The organism is Hymenobacter daeguensis, from assembly GCF_054780555.1.
In genome coordinates, this window is the sequence record NZ_BAAGWC010000001.1 from 556,786 (window position 1) to 576,660 (window position 19,875).

The following is a 19,875-nucleotide window of genomic DNA, read 5'->3' on the forward strand; positions in this document are numbered from 1 at the left end:
GGGTCAGGGGGTGAGGTTTTCCGGCCGCGCCGCCCGCGGCTCCCGCCGGCTCCCGCCATACAGCTCATACTTCAGCAGCCGGCAGTCAATCGGCCCGTTAAACAGCGGAATGCGCCGCGCCGGCTTTAGCCCGATGCTCTTCGCCGCCTCCAGATTTCCGGTGAACACAAACGCGTTGTAGCCCTGGAAATTCGTCTTCAGCGTGTCGCCAATCGTCTTGTACAGCGTGGCCATCTGGGCTTCCTCCCCTATCCGCTCGCCGTAGGGCGGGTTCATCAGCACGATGCCGGGCTCCTCCTTGGCTGGGGCCACGGCGTCTTTTACATCGCGCACCGATAGGCGGATGCAGTCTTCCAGGCCGGCGGCGGTGATGTTGGCGGCGGCCAGGTCGATGGTTTTGGCATCAAGGTCGGAGCCGGCGAGGTAGGCTTGCGGCTCTTCGAGGCGTTGGGCCTCGGCCTCGGCACGCACCTGCTGCCAGAGCTCGGAGTCGAAGTCGTACCAGTTTTCGAAGCCGAACTTGCCCTGGTGGAACAGGCCGGGCGCGATGCGCTGGCTGATGAGGCCCGCCTCGGTGAGGATGGTGGCCGAGCCACACATCGGGTCGATGAGGGGCTGCTTGCCATCCCAGCCGGAGAGCAGCACCAGCCCGGCGGCCAGCACCTCGTTCAGCGGGGCTTCGTTGGTGTGCTGGCGGTAGCCGCGGCGGTGCAGCGAGTCGCCGGCCGCGTCGAGGCTGAGGATGACTTCGTTCTCCGTCATGCGCAGGTGCAGGCGGATATCGGGCGTGCGGGTGTCGATGCTGGGCCGCTCGCCGGTGCGCGCCCGGAACTGGTCGACGATGGCATCTTTGGTGAGCTGGGCCACGAACAGCGAGTGCTCGAAGGTGGAGCGGTTCACCACCGGCGTAATGGCGAAGGTCTGGCCGGGGCCGATGAAATCCTGCCAGTCGATGCGGCTCACCTCGCGGTAGAGGGCTTTTTCATCGGCGGCATAAAAGGCGGCAAACGGACGCAGCAGGCGCATGGACAGGCGGCTCCACAAGGCCGTTTCGTAGAGCAGGCGGTGGTCGCCGATGAACTCGACGGCGCGGGAGCCGACGTGCGTGATGTCGGCCCCGAGGGCGTAGAGCTCGTCGGCGAGCAGTTCTTCCAGGCCGAACTGGGTGGTGGCGGTGAGGTGCATCGTAGCGCGAACGTTGTAGTTCGCGTCCCCGCGCCGAATTCAGGAATATCCCGGCGGCACCGAAACGCGAACTACAAAGTTCGCGCTACTTTCGCCTTTCGCCGTCAACCTGCTGCATTATATGGCTCTTGCTCCTTCCTCCGTCCCCACCGCCTCGGCTGCGCCCGCCCGCTCCTACGCCGGCCCCATGGTGCTGATGACCACCCTGTTCTTCCTGTTCGGGGCCGTCACGAATTTCAACGACGTGCTGATGCCGTATTTGAAAGACGTGTGCCAGCTCACCGATTTGCAGTCGTCGGCCGTGCAGTCGGCCTTTTTCGGGGCTTATTTTCTCATGTCGCTGCCGGCGGGCTGGGTGCTGAAGAAGCTGGGCTACCAGCGCGGCATCGTGGTGGGCTTGCTGGTGATGGCGGGCGGCGCGCTGCTCTTCATTCCGGCAGCCGACTCGCGGGCCTTCGCCCTGTTCCTGACGGCGCTGGCCACGCTGGGGGCGGGCATCACGCTGCTGCAGGTGGCGGCCAACCCCTACGTCAGCATTCTGGGGCCGGCGCGGGGCGCGGCGGCGCGGGTGAGCGTGGTGGGCGTGGCCAACAACTTCGGCGGCAGCCTCTCGCCGCTGGTGGGCGGGCTGGTGCTGTTTGGGGGCTCGGTGGCCCTCAAGGCCCGGCTGGCCGCCCTGCCGTTGAGCGAGCGCCTGGCCGAAGAGTCGCAGCTCGTGAAAGGCCCCTACATCGGGCTGGCCGTGTTTCTGGTGCTGCTGGCGGCGCTGTTTTTCTTCCTGGTGAAGCTACCCGACATCGAAGGCATTCCCGAAGAAGCCGCCGAAGAAGCCCGGCCCATGGCAGCGGGGCGCACCTCGGCGCTGTCTTTTCCACATCTGGTGCTGGGCGTGGTGGCCATTTTCGTTTACGTGGGCGTCGAAGTAGGCCTTGGCTCCTTCCTCATTCGCTACGGCGAGGCGCAGGGGATTCAGCAGCTGTCCGGCTTCACCCAGAGCCTGGTGCGCGGCCTCAACGTGGCCACCAACTACGTGGGCGTGCTGTTTGGCCAGCAACCGGCCCCCATTGACACGGCCGCCGGCTTCACCAAGGCCGTGGGCGCGGTGCTGGTGTCGTCGTACTGGTTTGGCTCGCTTATCGGGCGGGTGGTGGGCATTCCGCTGCTGCTCAAGTTTCACAACCGCGTGCTGCTGGTGGCGGTGTGCGCGGCCGGCACGGCACTGGTGGGCGCATCTATTCTGAGCACCGGCGAAACCGCCCTCTGGCTCATCGTGCTCTGCGGTCTGATGAACTCCATTATGTGGCCCGTGATTTTCCCGCTGGCCATCACCGGGCTGGGGCCGTTCACCAAGCAGGGCTCGTCGTACCTGATTATGGCCATTGTGGGCGGGGCGCTCATTCCGCCGCTCATGGGCTGGCTGGCCACGCACGGCGGCGGGCTGCGGGTGGCGTTTGTGGTGCCGGCGCTGTGCTACCTGTACATGCTATTTTATGCCGTGAGCGGCTACCGGGTGCGGTAGCGCAGTAGCGCTACCCTTCCCCCAGATACTGCGGCGGCACGGCATCCACCAGCCACACGCCGTTGCCGGATTCGTAGAACACCGCCCCGACGGCGTGCATCGCCGCCGCATCCACTGTCAGAATCACCGGCGGGCCGCGCCGGGCGCCCACGCGTCGCGCCGTCTCCGCATCGGGCGAGAGGTGGACGTGGTGGCGCTTCATCTTGTGCAAGCCCTCGCGCCAGATGGCGGGCAGCGCGGCCGGGGCCGTGCCGTGGTAGAGCACGGCGGGCGGCACCGCCGGCAGCAGCTGCAAGTCAATCTCCACGCTGTGGCCCTGCTGGGCGCGAATGCGGGTGCCGTCGGCATCGAAGGCAAAACGCTGCTTGTCGCAGCCAGCTACTATTTCGGTCAATTCTTCCGGGCTGATGCGGGTGCCGTGCGCCGCGCAGGCAGCCAGCAATTCGGCCACGCCCACCCAGCCGCCCTCCTGCAAAGTCAGCCCGATGGCAGCCGGTTTATGGCGCAGATGCAGGCTCAGAAACTTGCTGAGGCGAGTTGTTTGCTTGGTATTCATGTTATAAAGGTAGTAGCCTGCAATCCGCACCAAGTGGTTGGGAACCGGTCCAGGGTGGTGCGGAACCGGTCCACGGTGGTGCGGAAACGGTCCACGGTGGTGCGGAACCGGTCCACGGTGGTGCGGAACCGGTCCCAAGTGGTTCGAAACCGGTCGGGAGTGGTGCGGAACCACCTCCGACCGGTTCCGAACCACCCTGGACCGGTGCGCGACCGGGAATACCTTTGCGGCATGGTACTCGAAGAAAATGTCTCCCTCCGCCCCTACAATACGTTTGGCCTAGATGTGAAGGCCCGCTATTTCGCCCGCTTCGCCTCGGCCGATGCGCTGCGCCAGCTCCTGCAGCTGCCGCCGGTGCAGGCCGCCGACAAGCTCATCCTCGGCGGCGGCTCCAACCTGCTTTTCACCCGGGATTTCGACGGCGTGGTGCTCAAAAACGAGATTCGCGGGCTGGAAATTATTTCGGAAAACGGCGAAGACGGCACCGTCCTCGTCCGCGCCGGGGCGGGCGAGAGCTGGCACGGCCTCGTCGAATACGCCCTCGACCAGCAGTTGAGCGGCATTGAAAACCTCTCGCTCATTCCCGGCACCGTGGGCGCGGCCCCGCTCCAGAACATCGGGGCCTACGGAGCCGAGCTGCGCGACACCTTCGACCACCTCGAAGCCGTGGAGATTGCTAGCGGCGCCCTGCGCGTGTTCTCGGCCGCCGAGTGCGGCTTCGGCTACCGCGAAAGCGTGTTCAAGAACGTGCTCAAGGGCCAGTTTGTGGTCACGGCCGTGGTGCTGCGCCTGCACCGCCAGGCCCGGCCCAACGTGCGCTACGGCGCCATTGCCGATACCCTGGCCGAGCTGGGCATCGAAGGCGAACCCACGCCGCACGACGTGAGCCGGGCCGTCATCCACATCCGCCGCAGCAAGCTGCCCGACCCGGCCGAAATCGGCAATGCCGGCTCCTTCTTCAAAAACCCCGAAGTATCGCAGGCCAAGTTCGACCACCTCAAAAGCGAGTACCCCGAGCTGCCCGGCTACCCCGTGCCCGGCGGCGTGAAGGTGCCCGCCGGCTGGCTCATCGAGCGGGCCGGCTGGAAAGGGCTGCGGCGCGGCCCCGGCCCCGGCACCCACGGCGTGCACGCCCGCCAGGCCCTGGTGCTGGTGAACCACGGCGGCGCCACCGGCGGCGAAGTGCGCCAGCTGGCCGAGGAGATAATCTCGTCCGTACGCCAGCAGTTCGGCATCGAGCTGCACCCGGAAGTTAATATTTTGTGATTGTATAGCACTCGCCTTGCACGGCGGCCAATTCATCGAATATGAGCAAGGGAATACCGAATTTGTTAGCAACTTTGTAGAAGCTGACCCCATCTGGTCTGCGTATATTTCAATTTGCTATGCTGACAAACGTATTGCTTTCCGTTCTGCTTATTGGGACCTCAGCGCCCACCTCTACCCCTCCCTCCAATGCGGCCGTGCCGCCCGTTCTCACCGTGAAAGCTGCCCGGGCGCAGGGCGCGGGCAGCACCGTCACGGTGCGTGCCGTGGTGCTGAACGGCCCCGAAATGGGCAACATTCGCTACGTGCAGGATGCCGAAGCCGGCCTCGCGCTCTACGCGCAGCCGGCCAAGCTGCCCGGCTACGGCGACCTGCAGGCCGGCGACAGCGTGCAGGTCACGGGCCAGCTCAAGAACTACAACGGCCTGCTGGAAATGGACCCCATCGTGTCGTTTCACAAGCTGGCCGGCGGCCGGCGGCTGCGGCCCGTGCGCGTGCCGGTAGCCCAGGCCGCCTCGGCTTTCACCGAAGCCAACGAAGGCCGCCTGCTGGAAATCACCGGTGGCACGAAGCTGCTTACCCCGGCCGGCACACCAGCCGGAGCCCTGGCCGGCAATTCCAACTACCTGCTCGACGGCCTGCCCGGCGCACTGGTGCGCGTGGGCATGGCCAGCACCGGGGCCGATGGCCTGGTGGGTGCCACCGTTCCCACCAACGAGCCATTCGACGTGCGCGGCATCATGAGCCAGTATTCGCCGGGCGGCACGGGTGGCTACCAGCTGCTGCCCCGCCTGGCCACCGACTTTGTGCGCGGCGGCGGCCTGCCCCGCCTCACCGAGGAGCCCGTGCCGGTGAACGTGAGCGCCACCGGCTTCACGGTGGTGTACTCCACCCTCAACCCCGGCGACACCCGCATCCGCTTCGGCCTCGATGCCAAGCAGCTGAAGGAAACCCGCCTCGACCCCGCGCAGACCACCCACCACAGCCTCACGCTGGAAGACCTGATTCCGGGCACCACTTACTACGTGGAGGTCAGCTCGCACAACGCGGCCGGCACCGAAACCGCCGCGCCGGTCCCGTTCATCACCGCCAGCGGCAAGCGCGGACGCAGCAACGCAAAAAATTAACCTGCCCGCGGGGAACGGTCGGCCGGCCCGGGCGGTTCGTTTGGCTGAAATGCAGCATCTTTGCATTTCGGTTTAATGCCTAATAATTAAAAGTTAACCGTTTCGTAAACCTGTTTTTTTTATGAAGAAACTTACCCTGCTGGCGTTGATGCTGGGAATGGCTGTCTTTCGGCCGGCCGCAGCCCAAACGCCTATTACCATCGCGGCCGCCCGGGCGCAGCAGCCCACCACCAATGCCACTGCCGGTGCCACGGTCACGGTGCGCGGCATTGCCACCAACGGCAGCGAGCTCGGCCCGATTCGCTACTTTCAGGACGGGACGGCCGGCATTGCGGCTTACGGCGGCAGCGCCGGCACCACTCCGGCCGTAGCCGCCACCCTCAACTCGGTGCAGCCCGGCGACAGCATTCTGGTAACGGGCCAGCTGAAGCAGTTTTACGGATTCCTGGAAATCGACCCCATCACCAGCGTCACCATTCTGGCCGGCAACCGGCCGGTGGTGCCGGTTTCGTTCCCGGCCGGCAGCATCACGCCTGCTTTTGCCGAGCAGTACGAAGGCCAGCTGGTGCGCATCAACGGCATCACGTCCATCAACACCACGGCCGGGGCCCCGGTCACGGCTTTTGCGTCGGTTTCGGCCGGCTACCGCATCAACAACAACGCGGCTACTCCGCTCTACATCAACGCGGCCAGCACCGGGCCCTACGGCCTCATCGGCAAGCCCGCGCCCACGGGCCTGTATGATGCCATTGGCCTGATTAGCCAGCACATGACCAGCAACACCGGCGCGGTAAACACCACGACGGGCTACCAGCTGCTGCCCCGCCTCTACGCCGACTTCATTCAGGGCCTTACCCCGAACCTGATTGGTACGCCGACCCCCAGCAACATCACCAGCACGGGCTTCACGGTGAACTTCATCACCCAGAACGCGGGCGACACCCAGCTCAGCTACGGCACTTCGGCCACCGGCCCGTTCACGCTCGTGACCAACGCTGCCAGCACCACCACCCATAGCCTGGCCCTCACCGGCCTGCAGCCGGCCACGGTTTACTACGTGCAGGCCATTTCGGTGAACAGCGTGGGCCAGTCGCAGTCGCGGGTGGTGCCCATGATTACGGCTTCGCTCTCGAGCGGCCGCATGAAAGTGTACTTCAACAACCCGGTGGACAACACCCTGGCCCTGCCCGGCAACAGCGCCGTGTACCTGCCCAGCGGCCACATTGCCGATACCCTGGCCAGCTACATCAACAAGGCCCGCAAAACCCTGGACATCGCCATCTACAACTGGAACAGCCCCACCATTCTGACGGCCGTGAACGCCGCCCGGACGCGCGGCGTGAAGGTGCGCGTGATTTATGAGGACGACAACGCCAACGTGAGCATCAGCAACGGCCTGCTGGCTTCCATCCCGCGGGTGGGCCGGCCGGCCCAGGCCGGCAGCAGCGGCAGCGCCATCATGCACAACAAATTTGTGGTGATTGATGCCGACACGACCGTGGCCAACGCTCCCTGGGTATGGACGGGCTCGACCAACTGGACCGCCGCCCAGCTTTCCACCGACCGCAACTCGGCCATTGCCGTGCAGGACCAGGCCCTGGCCCGCGTTTATACCATCGAATTCAACGAGATGTGGGGCAGCACCACGCTCACGCCCGGCACGCTGCTGTTTGGCAACCGCAAAACCGACAACACGCCGCACTACCTGCGCATTGGCGGCCGCGACGTGCAGTCGTGGTTCTCGCCCACCGACAACGTGAACGGTCACCTCATCGAAACCGTGCAGACGGCCGATAACGACATGCACATTTCGTCGATGCTGATTACCCGTTCTGATATCGCCCGCGCCATCCGCGACCGGGTGACGCTGCGCGGCATCGCGGCCTGCACCGAAGGCGTGACCAACGACACGTCGGCTACCGACGGCTCGGGCAACAACTTCCGCGTCATCAAATCGGCCATCGGCAACCGCATGATTCTGAAGCGCGGCTCCTACATCTACCACCACAAATACCTGCTGGTGGATGCCGGCGCTTCCCAGTCGGACCCCACCATTTTCCTGGGCTCGCACAACTGGACCAACTCGGCCGATAACGAAAACGACGAAAACACGCTCGTTATCCACGATGCCCGCATCGTGAACCAGTATTATCAGGAATTCTCGACCCGCGTTTCGGAGCAGAACGTGGCCGGGGTAACCGTGTGCCGCCTCACGCTGGCCACCCAGAACGGCACGGTGCAAACCAGCACCATGCAGGTGTACCCCAACCCCGCCAGCGGCAGCTTCCAGCTGCACCTGGCCAGCACCAGTGCCCGCACGGCCACCATCGTGCTGCGTGACGTGACCGGCCGCGTGGTGCTGACCCAGACCCAGCCCCTGACCGGTGCCGACCTGAGCATCAATGCCACGGCCCTGAAATCGGGCCTGTACCTGGTGCAGGTGACCACGCCCGAATCGACGCAGGTAAGCCGCGTGGTGGTGCAATAGCCCGCCCCGCCTTACGGCCAGCAAAAAAGGCGGCTCCCACGCGGGAGCCGCCTTTTTCGTTGCTGCCAAGCCGGCTTTATTGCCCGGCTACGTCTTTGTTGCGTTTGCGCTTGCGCTCGCGTGCATCGTTTTTCGACACCAGGGTCATGCGCTCCGGCACCACGAAGGTGGTTTGGTTGGCCACCACCAGCCACTTGCCGTTGCGCTTCACGTACATGTGCATGGTGCGGTACTCGCCGCTGGTGATGTTGCCGTTCAGGCGGCCCCGGAAGCTGGTGTTGTGCACCACCAGGCCCGAGTTGTTGTACACGCGCACAATGTATTCGAAGGGCTTGTTGATGTCGCACTGGGCTTCGTCGTTGGCAATGGCGGCCAGCACGTCGGCCTTGCCCGTCACCATTCCCTGCGAATTGACGGCCACGTACTCGTCGGCCAGCAGGTGGGTAATGGTTTCGGCATCGTTGCGGATGGTGGCCTGCGCCCAGGCTTCCTCGATGCGGAGCAGCTCAGTCGCATCAGGACCGTCGGATACGGGCATGGCGGCGGCCAGCTTGGCGGCCGCTTCGGCGCGGCGGGTGCGCTCGGCTTTTTCCTGGGCCGCGCGGGCGGCGGCCAGCTTGGCCGAGCGCGACTTGGCGGAGCCTCTTTTCTGGGCCCAGGTGGGCGAGGCGGCCAGCAGTAAGCCCAGCAGAAAGAAGGTAAATAACGATTTCATAAGCATCAGCGGGTTAAATGAGTGCCAATAGACGCGCAGCGACATTCGCGCTCAACTCTCTACTTAGCAATTTTTTTTCAAATATATATCACAATCAATATTATTTACATAACAAGACAAATAATAATTATACCAAGCTATCTTTACGCCCTGCGGGTCGGGTCAGTCTTCGGGCCGGGCCGGGGCGGGCGGCGTGGATGGCGGATATACCGCCTGCGCACTGCCGCCAGCGTGGTGGATGTGCACCTTCAGGCCCGTGCTTTCGACCCGGCATACCACCTGCACGCCGCCGGTGTGTATCACTACTTCCTGAAATTTTTCGGCAGGCGCGTTTTTCTCCCACAGCTTCTTCACTAGGTATTTCAGGCCGTCCTTCACCAGGTCGGTGGCGGCACTGCCCAGGGCGGCCCCCACAAACCCCAGAGCGGCCGTGGCCGCCGCCGAAACGGGCGGGTGCGCCACCAGCTGCATGGCCATTTCCACGTATTCGTGGGTTTGGGCTTGGTCGTCCGTCTGGCCCCAGCTGGCCACGTTCACGGTCGGGTCGGCATCGAACAGCTCGTGCAGGGCCTGTGCCCGCCGCCGGTGGTAGCACCACGCCTCGGGCGAGTTGGGCGGGGCCAGCAGGTTGTTGCAGTCCGTGCGGTAAACGCCAACGGTGAACACAGGAGGGGTTGAATCGAGGGCCATGGGGGAAAGTGCAAGGGAGTGAAACCCGCACAAATTTTCAGCATTTAAAATAAATATCTTTATTATAAAATATCATAACCCCAAAAAAGGCCAGCGACGAGGTCGCTGGCCTTTTTTTTCTACCCGGGCAGCGGCTTACTTCAGCACGGCAATGGTGACGCCGTCGCCGCCCCTATCGGCGTGCTCGTCGGCTACGCTTGCCACGGCGCGCTGGCTGCGCAGGTAGTCGCGTACCACCTGGCGCAGCACGCCGTTGCCGCGGCCGTGCAGGAACTTGATTTCGGGCATGCCCAGCATCACGGCGTCGTCCACGAAGCTCATGGTTTTGGTGAGGGCGTCTTCGGCGCGCTCGCCGCGCAGGTCGAGCGTGGGGCTGAAGCCGGCCATGCGGTCGGTGATGTTGAGGCCGTTGCCGCCACCGCCACTGCCGCCCAGACGGCCGGCTTTGGCCTTGGCGGCCTGCTCGCGCTCGCGGATTTCGGCCCGGCCCAGCTTTTCGAGCTGGCTGAGCTTGGTGAGGGTTTTCAGGCCGCCGAACATGACTTCGGCCGTGTTGCCCTTCACGCTCACCACTTCGCCGTGGCCTTCCTGGCCGAAGAGGGCCACTTTGTCGCCGGGCTGCAGGGCGCCGGCCTCGGCGCGCTCGCGGGTGGCCTTGGGCTTGGGCGGCTCAATCTGCAGCTCCTTTTGCACGAAGGTTTCCAGCTTTTCGCGGGCCGCTTTGTTCACTTCCTTCTCGGCATTGCCGCGCCGGATTTCGCCAATGGTGGCTTCGATTTGCTGGTTGGTGTTCACCAAAAGGGCCTTGGCCTGCTGCTTGGCGGTGCGCAGGGTTTCCATCTTGGTGTCTTCGAGGTGCTGCTTGAGGTCCTGGTATTCCTGGGCGGCGCGCTTGAGGCGGCGCTCGGCTTTGGCGGCTTCGGCGGTGCGCTGCTCGAGCTCGGTTTTCTCTTTTTCGAGGCCTTCGAGCAGGCGGTCGTAGCGAATTTTATCCTTGCCCACCAGCTGGGTGGCGCGCTCCACCACCTCCTTCGGCAGGCCGATTTTGCGGGCAATTTCGATGGCGAACGACGAGCCCGGCTTGCCCACTTCCAGCCGGTAGAGGGGCTGCAATTTCTCCGGGTCGTAGCGCATGGCCCCGTTGATGAGGTGCGGGGTGCGCTCGGCGAAGTTCTTCAGGTTGGTGTAGTGCGTGGTGATGACGCCGAACACGCGGGCGCGGTTCAGCTGGTCGAGCACGGCCTCGGCAATGGCGCCGCCCAGGCTGGGCTCGGTGCCGGTGCCGAATTCATCAATCAGCACCAGGCTTTTCTTGCCGGCCAGGGTCAGGAACTGCTTCATGGCCAGCAGGTGCGAGGAGTAGGTCGAGAGGTCGTTTTCGAGGCTCTGCTCGTCGCCGATGTCCAGGAAAATGTCCTCAAACACGCCGGCTTCGGAATTGTCGGCGCAGGGTATCAGCAGGCCCATTTGCAGCATAAACTGCACCAGGCCCACGGTTTTCAGGCTCACCGACTTGCCGCCCGCGTTCGGGCCGGAAATGACGAGGATGCGCTGCTCGTGGTTCAGCTCCAAATCCAGCGGCACCACTTCGCGGGCATCGCCGGAGTCTTTTTTGTGCTGGGCAAAGGCCAGCTGCAGCAGCGGGTGGCGCACCTTCACCCACTTCAGCAGGGGCTTGTTGTGCAGCAGGGGCAGCTGGCAATCGAGGGTGACGGCCAGCCGCGCCTTGGCCCGGATGAAGTCAATCAGCCCCAGGTACGAGTAGGCCTTGCGCAGGTCCGGAATGTGGGGCCGCAGCCGGGTGGTGAGGTCCGTGAGGATGCGAATCAGCTCGCGGTGGTAGGCATTGTCGAGGTCCTTGATGTCGTTGTTGAGCTCAAACACCTCGGCCGGCTCGATGAATACGGTCTGGCCCGAGGCCGATTCGTCGTGAATCAGGCCCTTCACCTTGCGCTTGAATTCGGCAATGACGGGCAGCACCAGCCGCCCGCCGCGTATCGTGGGCTCGGCATCGCCGGGAATCCAGCCCTCGGTTTTGGCGTGGCGCAGAATGCCGGCAATCTGCCGGCGCAGCTGGCCCTGCCGGGCAATGAGCTCCTGCCGAATCTGGCGCAGCAGCGGGCTGGCGTCGTCGCGCACGCCGCCCTCGTCGTCCACCACCTTGTCGAGGGCGGCCAGCAAATTGCGGTCGACCTGCACCCCGATGCCCAGCAGGCGCAGCGTGGGGTAGAGGCCGGCCTCGGCGTCGGAGAAGAAGCTCAGCGCCTGCCGGATGGTGCGCAGGCTCATCTTCACCTCAAAGAAGGCGGCCACGTCGAGGTAGGCCCCCGGCAGGGCGGCGCGCTTGAGGTGGGCCTGGGCATCGTGGTAGTGCGCGGCCGGAAAATCGGCCCCGGAGCGCAGCAGGTACGTGAATTCGCTGGTCTGCTGCAGCACCTTCAGCAGCGGCTCGTGCTTGGTCTGGAATTCCATGCGGGCCACGTAGTGCCGGCCCAGCGCGCTCAGGCAGTTGGCTTCGAGCTGCTCGCGCAGGGTGCTGAAGCCGATTTTTTGTTCGAAGTGTTGGGGTAAGAGCAAGTAGGTAGTGGTTCGGTATTTACAGTAATCGGATACGAAGGTAAACAGCCGGCGGGCCGGGAAGATTCGCCGGCCCTGCATCTTCTCTTTCGCCCGGCCCGCCGGCGCGCCCCCGGCCCATTTGCCCCAGTACAACGGCATGCCCCACCAGAACAACGGCCAAACACCTCAGACCAACGTTTACAAGCATCTGAACGCCGGCAAGCGCACTTAGCAGGCCGTTTCCACCGCTTAGAAGGCTGCTCCCGTCACCTAGTAGGCCGTTCTCATCCATCTGAACGATGTTCGCACCAATCAGTACACCCTTTGCGCTACCGGAAACCATTTATGAAGAGGCGGGAAAGCCCGTAGGAGTGCCGGGAAAGCTGTTCGAAAGCACGGGAAAGCCGTTCGAAAACACGGGAAAGCCGTTTGAAGAAGCAGGAAGGCTGTTCGAAAGCCCAAAAAGAGGCGTCGTAGTGCCGAAAACGCCTGACGATTTACCGGATAGGCCGGACGGTGCGGTATCTTGCGGCCGAACGCCGCCTTTGCCCTGCCCCGCGCCATGCTCCCGCCCGATTCCTTAGCCGCCCGCTTTGCCCAGCGCATTCACCTGCGCGACAACCCGCCGCCCCCGCCGCCCTTGCGCCACGACCCGCCCGCCGTGCAGGCCCGCGTGGCCCACTGGCTGCGCACCCAGCACCCCCAGCGCGACCGCCGCACCGCCGAAAGCCAGGCCCGCTTCCTCCTCGCCCTCATGGACCATCCCGAGCTGACCGTGCAGCAGCTCCTGCCCCTGCTGAAACTCACGGAGAGCCGCGTGGCCCGCCTCGGCCTGGTGCTGCAGGGCTATGGCCTGGTGTACTACACCAGCCGCATCGGCAAGCGCCACTGGCGCCTCACCAGCACCGGCGAGGATGCGCTGTTGCTGGTGGTGGCGGGGGAGCAGGCGGCGGACCCGGTGGCAGGTTAGCCCTTAGCTGCTGTGCCGCTGCCGCCTAGCGGCCCGCCAGGCGGCAACAAATGCAATGAATAACCCAAATGAGCCGAGCGCATTCGGCATGAATTTGTGCCTGATAACCATCAGGCAGATAGCCGTGACTACCACGACTGCATAAACAACTAACAAAACCGTCGCTATCGGCTTTTCGAAAAATGTTTTCTCTCTCAATACGGGGATGTATTTTCCCTGTAATTGCTGGTACTCACTTACGACTGATTCAAATGCCGCAGCCATCGCAGCAAAGGCAGCTGTATCAGCTGCTGATACTAACTCACCTCCGGTATTCAGCTTTTGCACGTCACCATTCAACAGCCTTATTCGCAATTCGTAGCCGCCATTAAATACCTGATACCGATACGAGCTAATGTCATTATAGCCAATAGAAACTGGCCATTCATTGCATCTTCTGATGGTTATTTTTTTATCAGTAATAAAGATTTGTGCCTCATAAACGCATATTTTTTTACCTAATTGAATTATCCCGTATAAACCACCGAAAAAAATCAATAAGAACAAGGCAATCAAGCCAGCGATGCCGCCCATTTGATACCCTATGGTATAAAGAATTGCTGCAAAAAAAACAGCAAGAATAATTACTAAAAGCCCGCTAAATATGAGCAGTATCGTCTTCCATTGAACGACTAGGCGAAGCTGAAAGGTAGAAGCAGTCATGGGTAGTGGTCAAATCATTCTGAAGATGTGCAATGCGCGGGCTTTCTATCGACAGAGCTCGTTTTCCATTACGCACGCCACCCTTGTTGGCGCGCGTCTGCGACGCGTGCCCACTGGGCTCGAGCCTGTGGCTCGCCGGCGCACGGCTCTGAGTGCGTCGTCCGCAGAGCGAGTCAGAGACTCGAACCCAGTCGGCACGCGTCGCAGACGCGCGCCATCTTCTGGCTACTACTTATCCACGCCCGCCCCGAACAGGGCGAAATCGTACTTCACCGGGTCCGAGGGGTCTAGTTTGCGGAGGTTGGCGGTGAGCTCTTCGGCGGCTTCCCAGTCCACGAGCTTGCGGGTGAGCAGGCCGAGGGGGCGGGCCTGGCGCTCGACGTGCAGGTCGATGGGCATGATGAGGTCGGCGGGCGAGAGGCGCTGCCAGAGGCCGAAGTCCACGCCGTGGTCGTCGCGGCGCACCAGCCAGCGCAGGTACATGTTCACGCGCTTGCAGGCCGATTTGCGGGCCGGCGTGGCCACGTGCTTGCGGGTGCGCTGGGGCGCATCGGGCAGGCTGAAAAAGTGCTGGTGGAAGTTGATGAGCCGCTCGCGCTGCGAGTGCCCCACCAGAAACGCCGTTTCCAGCGACTCGTGCTGGCTGTACCAATGGCGCAGAAAATGTACGAAGTACAGCAAATCAGTATCGCAGAAGGTGCGGTGGCAGAAGCCAAGCAGCTTTTTTAAGTCCTCGTCCTGGTGCTGGGTGATGAACTGGTAGGGCGCGTCGTCCATGCGGCGCAGCAGCTCGTTGCACTTGCTGATGATGGTGGGCCGCTGCCCCCAGGCCAGCAGCGCCGCAAACAAGGCGCTGATTTCAATGTCCTGCTTGCGCGTGAAGCGGTGCGGGATTTGGATGGGGTCGTTTTTAATAAAGTCCGGGCGGTTGTAGCGCTCGTATTGCGCGTCGAGCTGGCGGCGGAGCTGGGCGATGTTCAAGAGAAGGGAAGGAGAAACAACGCCTGTCATCCTGAGCGCAGCGAAGGACCTTATCACGTTCGCAGTGTCTGAATTACTGCAAACCGTTCGACGGTGATGAGGTCCTTCGCTGCGCTCAGGATGACAGGCGGATTGAATGGCTGAATATCTGCCCGCCTTACTGCGGAATGTAGTTCGTTTCGACGCGGAAGCGGGCATCGGCGGTGCCCAGCTTCTGCACCGCGCGGGGCGAAAGGCGCACCAGAATGTCGTTGTTCTCGCCCGTATCGGGCAGCTTGCCAATGACGCGCACGTACACCGAGAGGCCGTTGCCGCTGTTTTTCACCTGCATGATGGTGCCCACGGGGGCCGTTTTGTGCAGGGCCAGGTACTTATCGGTCACGCTTTTCTCGATGGGCGCGCCGAGGCCGCTTTCCACCACGCGGGCCAGCACCTCGCTGGCGCGGCTGGGGGTGCGGTCTTCTCGGGCCTCTTTTTCCTTTTCCTCCGGCTTCTCGGGGGTTACGGTGGCCACCTGGGCGGGCTTGTCGGGGGCCGGGGCCGGGGTTTTGGCCGAAGTCACGGCGGGCACCGACTCTACTTCCACGGGGCGCGCCGGCGGGGCCGCTTTGGGGGCGGCGGCCCCGGGGGCGCTGGCTTCGGCAGCCGTCGAGGTCAGGATAAGCTGCTGGCCCACGCGCACCGTGCCGCCCGCCGGCAGCTTGTTGAGGCGAATGAGCTCATCGGGGGTGAGCTGAAACTTGCGGGCAATGCCAAACAGGGTTTCGCCCTTGGCCACGGTGTAGCGGGCGGGCACCGGGGCCGGAGCCGCGCCGGTGGGCGCCTTGGCCGTGGCGGGCGCGGCAGCGCGGCCGGCCGCCGGCCGGGGCACAAACACAATCTGGCCCACGCCGAGGCCGTTTTTAATCTGGGGGTTGGCCTCCGTGAGCTGGGCCAGGGTGACGTGGTAGCGGCGGGTGAGGGCGGTGAGGGTTTCGCCGGCCGCCACGCGGTGCTTCACGAAGCGCTGGCCGCCACGAATTTCCTGGCCGATGGAATCGGCGGGGGCACTGGTGCGACGGGACGCGTGGCCGGGGCCGGGGCCGCCCAGGGCCAGCAGCGTGAGCAGGGAAAGCAGTACAGTCATAGAAATCAGTCGTATCAAAGTTGGGGCCGCCGCCGCACCAAAAACGCAGCCGGGCGGGCAACGGAGGCAAAATAACGCAAAAACCGCCGGGCAAGAGGTGCGCGCCGGTCACAAACGCCCGCCAACCCCGTTCTTTGGGAGAATATTGCGGGGTTTGCCCGCGTCCCACGTCCGTTCTCCCCCGCCTGTTTATGGTCCTCGGCCTCATTCCCGCCCGTTTTGCCTCCACCCGCCTGCCCGGCAAGCCCCTGCTCGACCTGGGCGAGCAAAGCATGATTCAGCGCGTGGTGCTGCAGGCCCGCCAGGCCAACCTGGCCCGCGTGGTGGTGGCCACCGACGACGACCGCATCATGCGCCACGTGGAGGATTTCGGGGGCGAGGCCGTGCTCACCAGCCCCGCCCACCCCAGCGGCACCGACCGCGTGTGGGAAGCCTTCCAGCAGCTCGGCAGCCCCGCCGACGTGCATTGCATCGTCAACATTCAGGGCGATGAGCCGTTCATCAACCCGCGCCAGATTAATGCCCTGGTCGATTTATTTGCCGATGCGGCCACCGCGCCGGCCATTGCCACGCTGGTGAAGCCCGTGCTCACAGAGGAAGAGTTATTCAGCCCGCACCTGCCCAAAGTGGTGCTCAATCAGCTGGGCTACGCCATGTACTTCAGCCGCCACCCCCTCCCCTACCAGCGCAGCCACGAGCGCGCCGAGTGGCTGGCCCACCACCGCTACCTGCGCCACCTGGGCCTCTACGCCTACCAGCCCGCGGTGCTGGAGCAGCTCACCCAGCTGCCCGTGTCGCCGCTCGAAGCGGCCGAGAGCCTGGAGCAGTTGCGCTGGCTGGAAGCCGGCTTCCAGATTCGCTGCGCCGAAACCGAGCTCGAAGCCTTCGGCATCGACACCCCAGAGGATGTGGTGAAGGCGCGGGCGTGGCTGGGACGCTAGCTGTCGGCCCGCCGCACGACCTCGCTTTCGGGGGTGGTTTCCCGGCGCTCTTCGCGCATTTCGCGCGACAGGAAATAGTTGAGCGCCGTCCGGATAACGGCAATGGCCCCGAGCTTGCCAATCTGCTCCCAGCTTGGGGCAATGGCCGTGCTCAGAATATCGGCCCCGAGCTGAAACTCCAGCGCTAATGCCAGGTAGCGCGCCAGCGCCAGCCGGATGGCGGTGAAATCGGCCGTCTGGCGCTTGGCCAGCGCCTTAAGCAGCAGCCAGCCCGCGCTCAGAATGCCCAGCACAATGATGGTAGCCCCCACGGCTTCGACCCCCAGCTTCAGCCACAGCACGGCATTGATGACGGCATCTTCGGCCTGCCCGTGCAGGGAGGTGACGTCGCGGGCGGTTTCGGGCAGGGTGGAAAGGTCAAGCATAGTTACAGGCCGTGTTGAGCACCGGCAGCATACGTGAGGTGAGCTATCCGCCGGCCTTCTTGGCCTTATAGCCTTCTTTGAGCAGGATTTCCAGCACCTTGTCGCGGAAGTCGCCCTGCACCACTATTTCGCCGTCTTTGGCGCTGCCGCCCACCCCGCACTTGGTTTTGAGCAGCTTGCCGAGGGCCTGCAAGTCGGCCTCAGTGCCCACAAAGCCGGTAATCAGCGTCACCTGCTTGCCGCCGCGCTGCTTCTTATCGAGCTGCACACGGAGCTGCTGCTGTTGCGGCGGCAGCGTGGTGGCCTCGGCTGGCTCGTCGGACTGATAGGAGAAGTCTGGATTGGTGGAATAAACCACCCCGGTGCGGTTTTTCATAGGTAATTCGTTGTAATCAAACGGCCACGGCCAGCGCCAGCGGCATCAGCTCTACCTCAAACGCGGTGGCGTGCCCCAAGTAGTCGCCATCGACATGAAAGCCAATGGGCGCTTCGGCCACCACCCGCCCGCGCGGCACCCGAAAATACTCGGCCGCCGAGGACTTCGGCAGCGTGCCGAGGGCCATGGCCAGGCTCACGCGGAAAGCCCGCACTGCGGGCAGGGCATCAATCAGGCACACGTCGAGCTGGCCGTCGCGCAGGTCGGCCAGGGGCGCAATGTAGGCGTTGTTGCCATACTGCGAGGCATTGGCGAAGGCAAGCACGTAGCAGTCGGTGGCTCTTTCCTGGCCATCGAGGTTCATGCGCACCGGCACCGACCGGTAGCGGCGGTACTCGCGCAGCGTCACCTGCAAATAAGTGCTCAGCCCCCGCGAGCCGGCCTGGGCAAAGTGCTGGCTGACGTGGGCATCGAACCCCAGCCCGGCGGTGCAGAAAAACGGGTGGCCGTTTATCACGCCCACATCCATGCGGCTGAAGGTGGGCGCGGCCAGTCGCTTCAGGGCGGCCGGCAGGCCCAGCGGCACTTTGAGGTGCCGGGCCAGGCCATTTCCCGAGCCTTGGGGGATGATGCCCATCGCCGCGGCGGTGCCCAGCAGGCCCCGGCCCACTTCGTTCACGGTGCCATCGCCGCCCACGGCGGCCACCACGGCAAAGCCCTCGGCGGCGGCAGCGCGGGCCAGCGCCACGGCGTGGCCGGCGTATTCGGTGAGCCGGATTTCGTAGTCGGCTTCCAGCGCGCCGAAGTGCTGCGCAATCAGCGCGGGCATGTTGTGGCGCTGGCTGGGGCCGGCTTTGGGATTAAGAATGAAGCAGGTTTTGGGCATGAGCAACGCCCAGCGCAGGCTTGGCGAATGGAGGAGGAAGGAACAGCCGGCCCGCAATCGGCCGGCCTACTTAAACAAAAACGCCGCCCGCCCCGCCACGAGTGGCAAAGCGGACGGCGTTTATTACGGGTTCGGCAATTAACCGTTCATCTGCTCGCCGAGCTTCTGAATCAGGTCGGCCGTGCGGGTCGAGTAGCCGGTTTCGTTGTCGTACCAGCCAATCACCTTGGCCAGCGTGCCGTTGGCCGACGTCAGCTCCGAGTCGAAGATGCAGCTGTGGGGGTTACCCACGATGTCGATGCTCACAATCGGGTCGGTCACGTACTCGATGATGCCTTTCAGGGGGCCTTCAGCCGCCGCTTTCAGGGCAGCGTTGATTTCCTCCTTGGTCACCTCTTTTTTCAGGATGACGGTCAGGTCGGTCATCGAGCCATCCGGCACGGGCACGCGCATGGCCAGGCCATCGAGCTTGCCCTTCAGCTTGGGCAGCACCAGGCCCACGGCCTTGGCAGCGCCGGTGCTGGTGGGAATGATGCTGTAGGCAGCGGCGCGGGCGCGGCGCAGGTCCTTGTGGGGCGCATCCTGCAGGTTTTGGTCCGAAGTATAAGCGTGCACCGTGGTGATGTAGCCTTTCTCGATGCCGAAGGCATCGTCCAGCACCTTGGCCATCGGAGCCAAGCAGTTGGTGGTGCAGCTGGCATTGCTCAGAATGGTTTCGGAGCCGGTGAGGATGTCCTCGTTCACGCCCAGTACCACGGTAGGAATGTTGCCGGTGGCGGGAGCCGAAATCACGACTTTCTTGGCACCTGCGGTGAGGTGCTGGCCGGCGCCGGCTTCGTCCACGAAGCGGCCGGTCGATTCGAGCACCACGTCAACGCCCATTTTGCCCCAGGGCAGCAGTTTGGGGTCGCGCTCGGCGAGGGCGGCAATCTTCACGCCGTTCACGGTCAGGCTCTCCTCGTCGTAGCTCACGGTGCCATCGAAACGACCGTGCACGGAGTCGTACTTCAGCAGGTGGGCAAGGGTTTTGTTATCGGTCAGGTCGTTGATTGCAACGATTTCCACGTTGTCGCGGCCCAGCAGCGATTTGAAAGTGAGACGGCCAATACGGCCGAAGCCGTTGATGGCGACTTTAATTTTTGCCATGGTGAAACAGGGAGATAGTAAGTGACAGCCGCCAGACGGACGACCGGTTTAAAAGCGGGGCGAAGATAGCAGAATGGCGCGGGTTGGCGCGCATACGGATACCATGGCTCGGCAGAGGTTTGATTTCCCCTACTGAATACAGCAACCTTAAAGCCCCGGCTGGGGTTTCGCTCATCGGGGAATGTGCGGCTCTTTGAATGGGCCACAAATTTTTCAG

General features: G+C 63.7%; 18 protein-coding genes. 6 read left to right on the forward strand and 12 right to left on the reverse strand.

The window, feature by feature from the left end:
• Positions 1-3 precede the first annotated feature (3 nt).
• Positions 4-1,185: a THUMP domain-containing class I SAM-dependent RNA methyltransferase gene (locus ACYVHT_RS02395; RefSeq protein ID WP_460547561.1), complete on the reverse strand. Its 1,182-nt coding sequence runs from the start codon at positions 1,183-1,185 to the stop codon at positions 4-6.
• Positions 1,186-1,306: 121 nt separating this feature from the next.
• Between ACYVHT_RS02395 and ACYVHT_RS02400 the strand changes: the two genes are divergently transcribed.
• The gene (locus ACYVHT_RS02400) at positions 1,307-2,704 is read left to right on the forward strand and encodes a sugar MFS transporter (RefSeq protein ID WP_460547563.1); all 1,398 of its coding nucleotides are present in this window, start codon (positions 1,307-1,309) and stop codon (positions 2,702-2,704) included.
• 10 nt (positions 2,705-2,714) lie between these two features.
• Here ACYVHT_RS02400 and ACYVHT_RS02405 read toward each other — a convergent pair whose 3' ends face one another.
• On the reverse strand, positions 2,715-3,260 hold the full coding sequence (locus ACYVHT_RS02405; RefSeq protein ID WP_460547565.1) for an RNA 2'-phosphotransferase: 546 nt from the start codon (positions 3,258-3,260) through the stop codon (positions 2,715-2,717).
• 231 nt (positions 3,261-3,491) lie between these two features.
• Between ACYVHT_RS02405 and murB the strand changes: the two genes are divergently transcribed.
• The 3 genes from murB to ACYVHT_RS02420 all read left to right on the forward strand — a co-directional run bounded on the left by murB (position 3,492) and on the right by ACYVHT_RS02420 (position 8,141).
• A complete protein-coding gene (gene murB / locus ACYVHT_RS02410; protein ID WP_460547567.1) occupies positions 3,492-4,526 on the forward strand; it encodes a UDP-N-acetylmuramate dehydrogenase in 1,035 nt (344 codons plus the stop codon).
• A 119-nt stretch (positions 4,527-4,645) separates the two neighbouring features.
• A complete protein-coding gene (locus ACYVHT_RS02415) occupies positions 4,646-5,653 on the forward strand; it encodes a hypothetical protein (RefSeq protein ID WP_460547569.1) in 1,008 nt (335 codons plus the stop codon).
• Positions 5,654-5,774: 121 nt separating this feature from the next.
• Positions 5,775-8,141 (forward strand): phospholipase D-like domain-containing protein, encoded by a 2,367-nt coding sequence (locus tag ACYVHT_RS02420; RefSeq protein WP_460547571.1) that lies wholly within the window; start codon positions 5,775-5,777, stop codon positions 8,139-8,141.
• 76 nt (positions 8,142-8,217) lie between these two features.
• Here the strand turns inward: ACYVHT_RS02420 and ACYVHT_RS02425 are convergent, their stop codons facing one another.
• The 3 genes from ACYVHT_RS02425 to ACYVHT_RS02435 all read right to left on the reverse strand — a co-directional run bounded on the left by ACYVHT_RS02425 (position 8,218) and on the right by ACYVHT_RS02435 (position 12,123).
• Complete coding sequence (locus ACYVHT_RS02425; RefSeq protein WP_460547573.1) at positions 8,218-8,856, reverse strand: nuclear transport factor 2 family protein; 639 nt, start codon at positions 8,854-8,856, stop codon at positions 8,218-8,220.
• A 162-nt stretch (positions 8,857-9,018) separates the two neighbouring features.
• A complete protein-coding gene (locus ACYVHT_RS02430) occupies positions 9,019-9,546 on the reverse strand; it encodes a hypothetical protein (RefSeq protein ID WP_460547575.1) in 528 nt (175 codons plus the stop codon).
• 135 nt (positions 9,547-9,681) lie between these two features.
• Complete coding sequence (locus ACYVHT_RS02435; protein ID WP_460547577.1) at positions 9,682-12,123, reverse strand: endonuclease MutS2; 2,442 nt, start codon at positions 12,121-12,123, stop codon at positions 9,682-9,684.
• A 544-nt stretch (positions 12,124-12,667) separates the two neighbouring features.
• Here ACYVHT_RS02435 and ACYVHT_RS02440 point away from each other — a divergent pair.
• On the forward strand, positions 12,668-13,075 hold the full coding sequence (locus tag ACYVHT_RS02440; protein WP_460547578.1) for a hypothetical protein: 408 nt from the start codon (positions 12,668-12,670) through the stop codon (positions 13,073-13,075).
• A 3-nt stretch (positions 13,076-13,078) separates the two neighbouring features.
• Here the strand turns inward: ACYVHT_RS02440 and ACYVHT_RS02445 are convergent, their stop codons facing one another.
• From ACYVHT_RS02445 to ACYVHT_RS02455, 3 genes are all read right to left on the reverse strand, one after another.
• The gene (locus ACYVHT_RS02445; RefSeq protein ID WP_460547580.1) at positions 13,079-13,777 is read right to left on the reverse strand and encodes a hypothetical protein; all 699 of its coding nucleotides are present in this window, start codon (positions 13,775-13,777) and stop codon (positions 13,079-13,081) included.
• Between the two features lie 228 nt (positions 13,778-14,005).
• A complete protein-coding gene (locus ACYVHT_RS02450; RefSeq protein ID WP_460547581.1) occupies positions 14,006-14,788 on the reverse strand; it encodes a TIGR02757 family protein in 783 nt (260 codons plus the stop codon).
• A gap of 127 nt (positions 14,789-14,915) precedes the next feature.
• Entirely contained in the window at positions 14,916-15,884 is a 969-nt protein-coding gene (locus ACYVHT_RS02455) for a DPBB and LysM peptidoglycan-binding domain-containing protein (protein ID WP_460547583.1), read from the reverse strand.
• 191 nt (positions 15,885-16,075) lie between these two features.
• Here ACYVHT_RS02455 and kdsB point away from each other — a divergent pair, with 191 nt between their 5' ends.
• Positions 16,076-16,825 (forward strand): 3-deoxy-manno-octulosonate cytidylyltransferase, encoded by a 750-nt coding sequence (kdsB, locus tag ACYVHT_RS02460; RefSeq protein WP_460547585.1) that lies wholly within the window; start codon positions 16,076-16,078, stop codon positions 16,823-16,825.
• Here the strand turns inward: kdsB and ACYVHT_RS02465 are convergent.
• The 4 genes from ACYVHT_RS02465 to gap form a co-directional block, all read right to left on the reverse strand.
• Entirely contained in the window at positions 16,822-17,250 is a 429-nt protein-coding gene (locus tag ACYVHT_RS02465; protein WP_460547587.1) for a DUF1622 domain-containing protein, read from the reverse strand. The genes kdsB and ACYVHT_RS02465 overlap by 4 nt on opposite strands.
• A gap of 43 nt (positions 17,251-17,293) precedes the next feature.
• On the reverse strand, positions 17,294-17,626 hold the full coding sequence (locus tag ACYVHT_RS02470) for a translation initiation factor (RefSeq protein WP_460547589.1): 333 nt from the start codon (positions 17,624-17,626) through the stop codon (positions 17,294-17,296).
• Positions 17,627-17,642: 16 nt separating this feature from the next.
• Entirely contained in the window at positions 17,643-18,512 is an 870-nt protein-coding gene (locus ACYVHT_RS02475; protein WP_460547591.1) for a diacylglycerol/lipid kinase family protein, read from the reverse strand.
• A gap of 138 nt (positions 18,513-18,650) precedes the next feature.
• Entirely contained in the window at positions 18,651-19,658 is a 1,008-nt protein-coding gene (gap, locus tag ACYVHT_RS02480; RefSeq protein ID WP_305030602.1) for a type I glyceraldehyde-3-phosphate dehydrogenase, read from the reverse strand.
• Between the last annotated feature and the right edge of the window lie 217 nt (positions 19,659-19,875).

What these genes read in the sequence shown, in the direction of transcription:
- ACYVHT_RS02395 (WP_460547561.1), bottom strand. Translation starts at nt 1,185, where the DNA reads ATGCACCTCACCGCCACCACCCAGTTCGGCCTGGAAGAACTGCTCGCC.
- ACYVHT_RS02400 (WP_460547563.1), top strand. Translation starts at nt 1,307, where the DNA reads ATGGCTCTTGCTCCTTCCTCCGTCCCCACCGCCTCGGCTGCGCCCGCC.
- ACYVHT_RS02405 (WP_460547565.1), bottom strand. Translation starts at nt 3,260, where the DNA reads ATGAATACCAAGCAAACAACTCGCCTCAGCAAGTTTCTGAGCCTGCAT.
- murB (WP_460547567.1), top strand. Translation starts at nt 3,492, where the DNA reads ATGGTACTCGAAGAAAATGTCTCCCTCCGCCCCTACAATACGTTTGGC.
- ACYVHT_RS02415 (WP_460547569.1), top strand. Translation starts at nt 4,646, where the DNA reads ATGCTGACAAACGTATTGCTTTCCGTTCTGCTTATTGGGACCTCAGCG.
- ACYVHT_RS02420 (WP_460547571.1), top strand. Translation starts at nt 5,775, where the DNA reads ATGAAGAAACTTACCCTGCTGGCGTTGATGCTGGGAATGGCTGTCTTT.
- ACYVHT_RS02425 (WP_460547573.1), bottom strand. Translation starts at nt 8,856, where the DNA reads ATGAAATCGTTATTTACCTTCTTTCTGCTGGGCTTACTGCTGGCCGCC.
- ACYVHT_RS02430 (WP_460547575.1), bottom strand. Translation starts at nt 9,546, where the DNA reads ATGGCCCTCGATTCAACCCCTCCTGTGTTCACCGTTGGCGTTTACCGC.
- ACYVHT_RS02440 (WP_460547578.1), top strand. Translation starts at nt 12,668, where the DNA reads ATGCTCCCGCCCGATTCCTTAGCCGCCCGCTTTGCCCAGCGCATTCAC.
- ACYVHT_RS02445 (WP_460547580.1), bottom strand. Translation starts at nt 13,777, where the DNA reads ATGACTGCTTCTACCTTTCAGCTTCGCCTAGTCGTTCAATGGAAGACG.
- ACYVHT_RS02450 (WP_460547581.1), bottom strand. Translation starts at nt 14,788, where the DNA reads ATGACAGGCGTTGTTTCTCCTTCCCTTCTCTTGAACATCGCCCAGCTC.
- ACYVHT_RS02455 (WP_460547583.1), bottom strand. Translation starts at nt 15,884, where the DNA reads ATGACTGTACTGCTTTCCCTGCTCACGCTGCTGGCCCTGGGCGGCCCC.
- kdsB (WP_460547585.1), top strand. Translation starts at nt 16,076, where the DNA reads ATGGTCCTCGGCCTCATTCCCGCCCGTTTTGCCTCCACCCGCCTGCCC.
- ACYVHT_RS02465 (WP_460547587.1), bottom strand. Translation starts at nt 17,250, where the DNA reads ATGCTTGACCTTTCCACCCTGCCCGAAACCGCCCGCGACGTCACCTCC.
- ACYVHT_RS02470 (WP_460547589.1), bottom strand. Translation starts at nt 17,626, where the DNA reads ATGAAAAACCGCACCGGGGTGGTTTATTCCACCAATCCAGACTTCTCC.
- ACYVHT_RS02475 (WP_460547591.1), bottom strand. Translation starts at nt 18,512, where the DNA reads ATGCCCAAAACCTGCTTCATTCTTAATCCCAAAGCCGGCCCCAGCCAG.
- gap (WP_305030602.1), bottom strand. Translation starts at nt 19,658, where the DNA reads ATGGCAAAAATTAAAGTCGCCATCAACGGCTTCGGCCGTATTGGCCGT.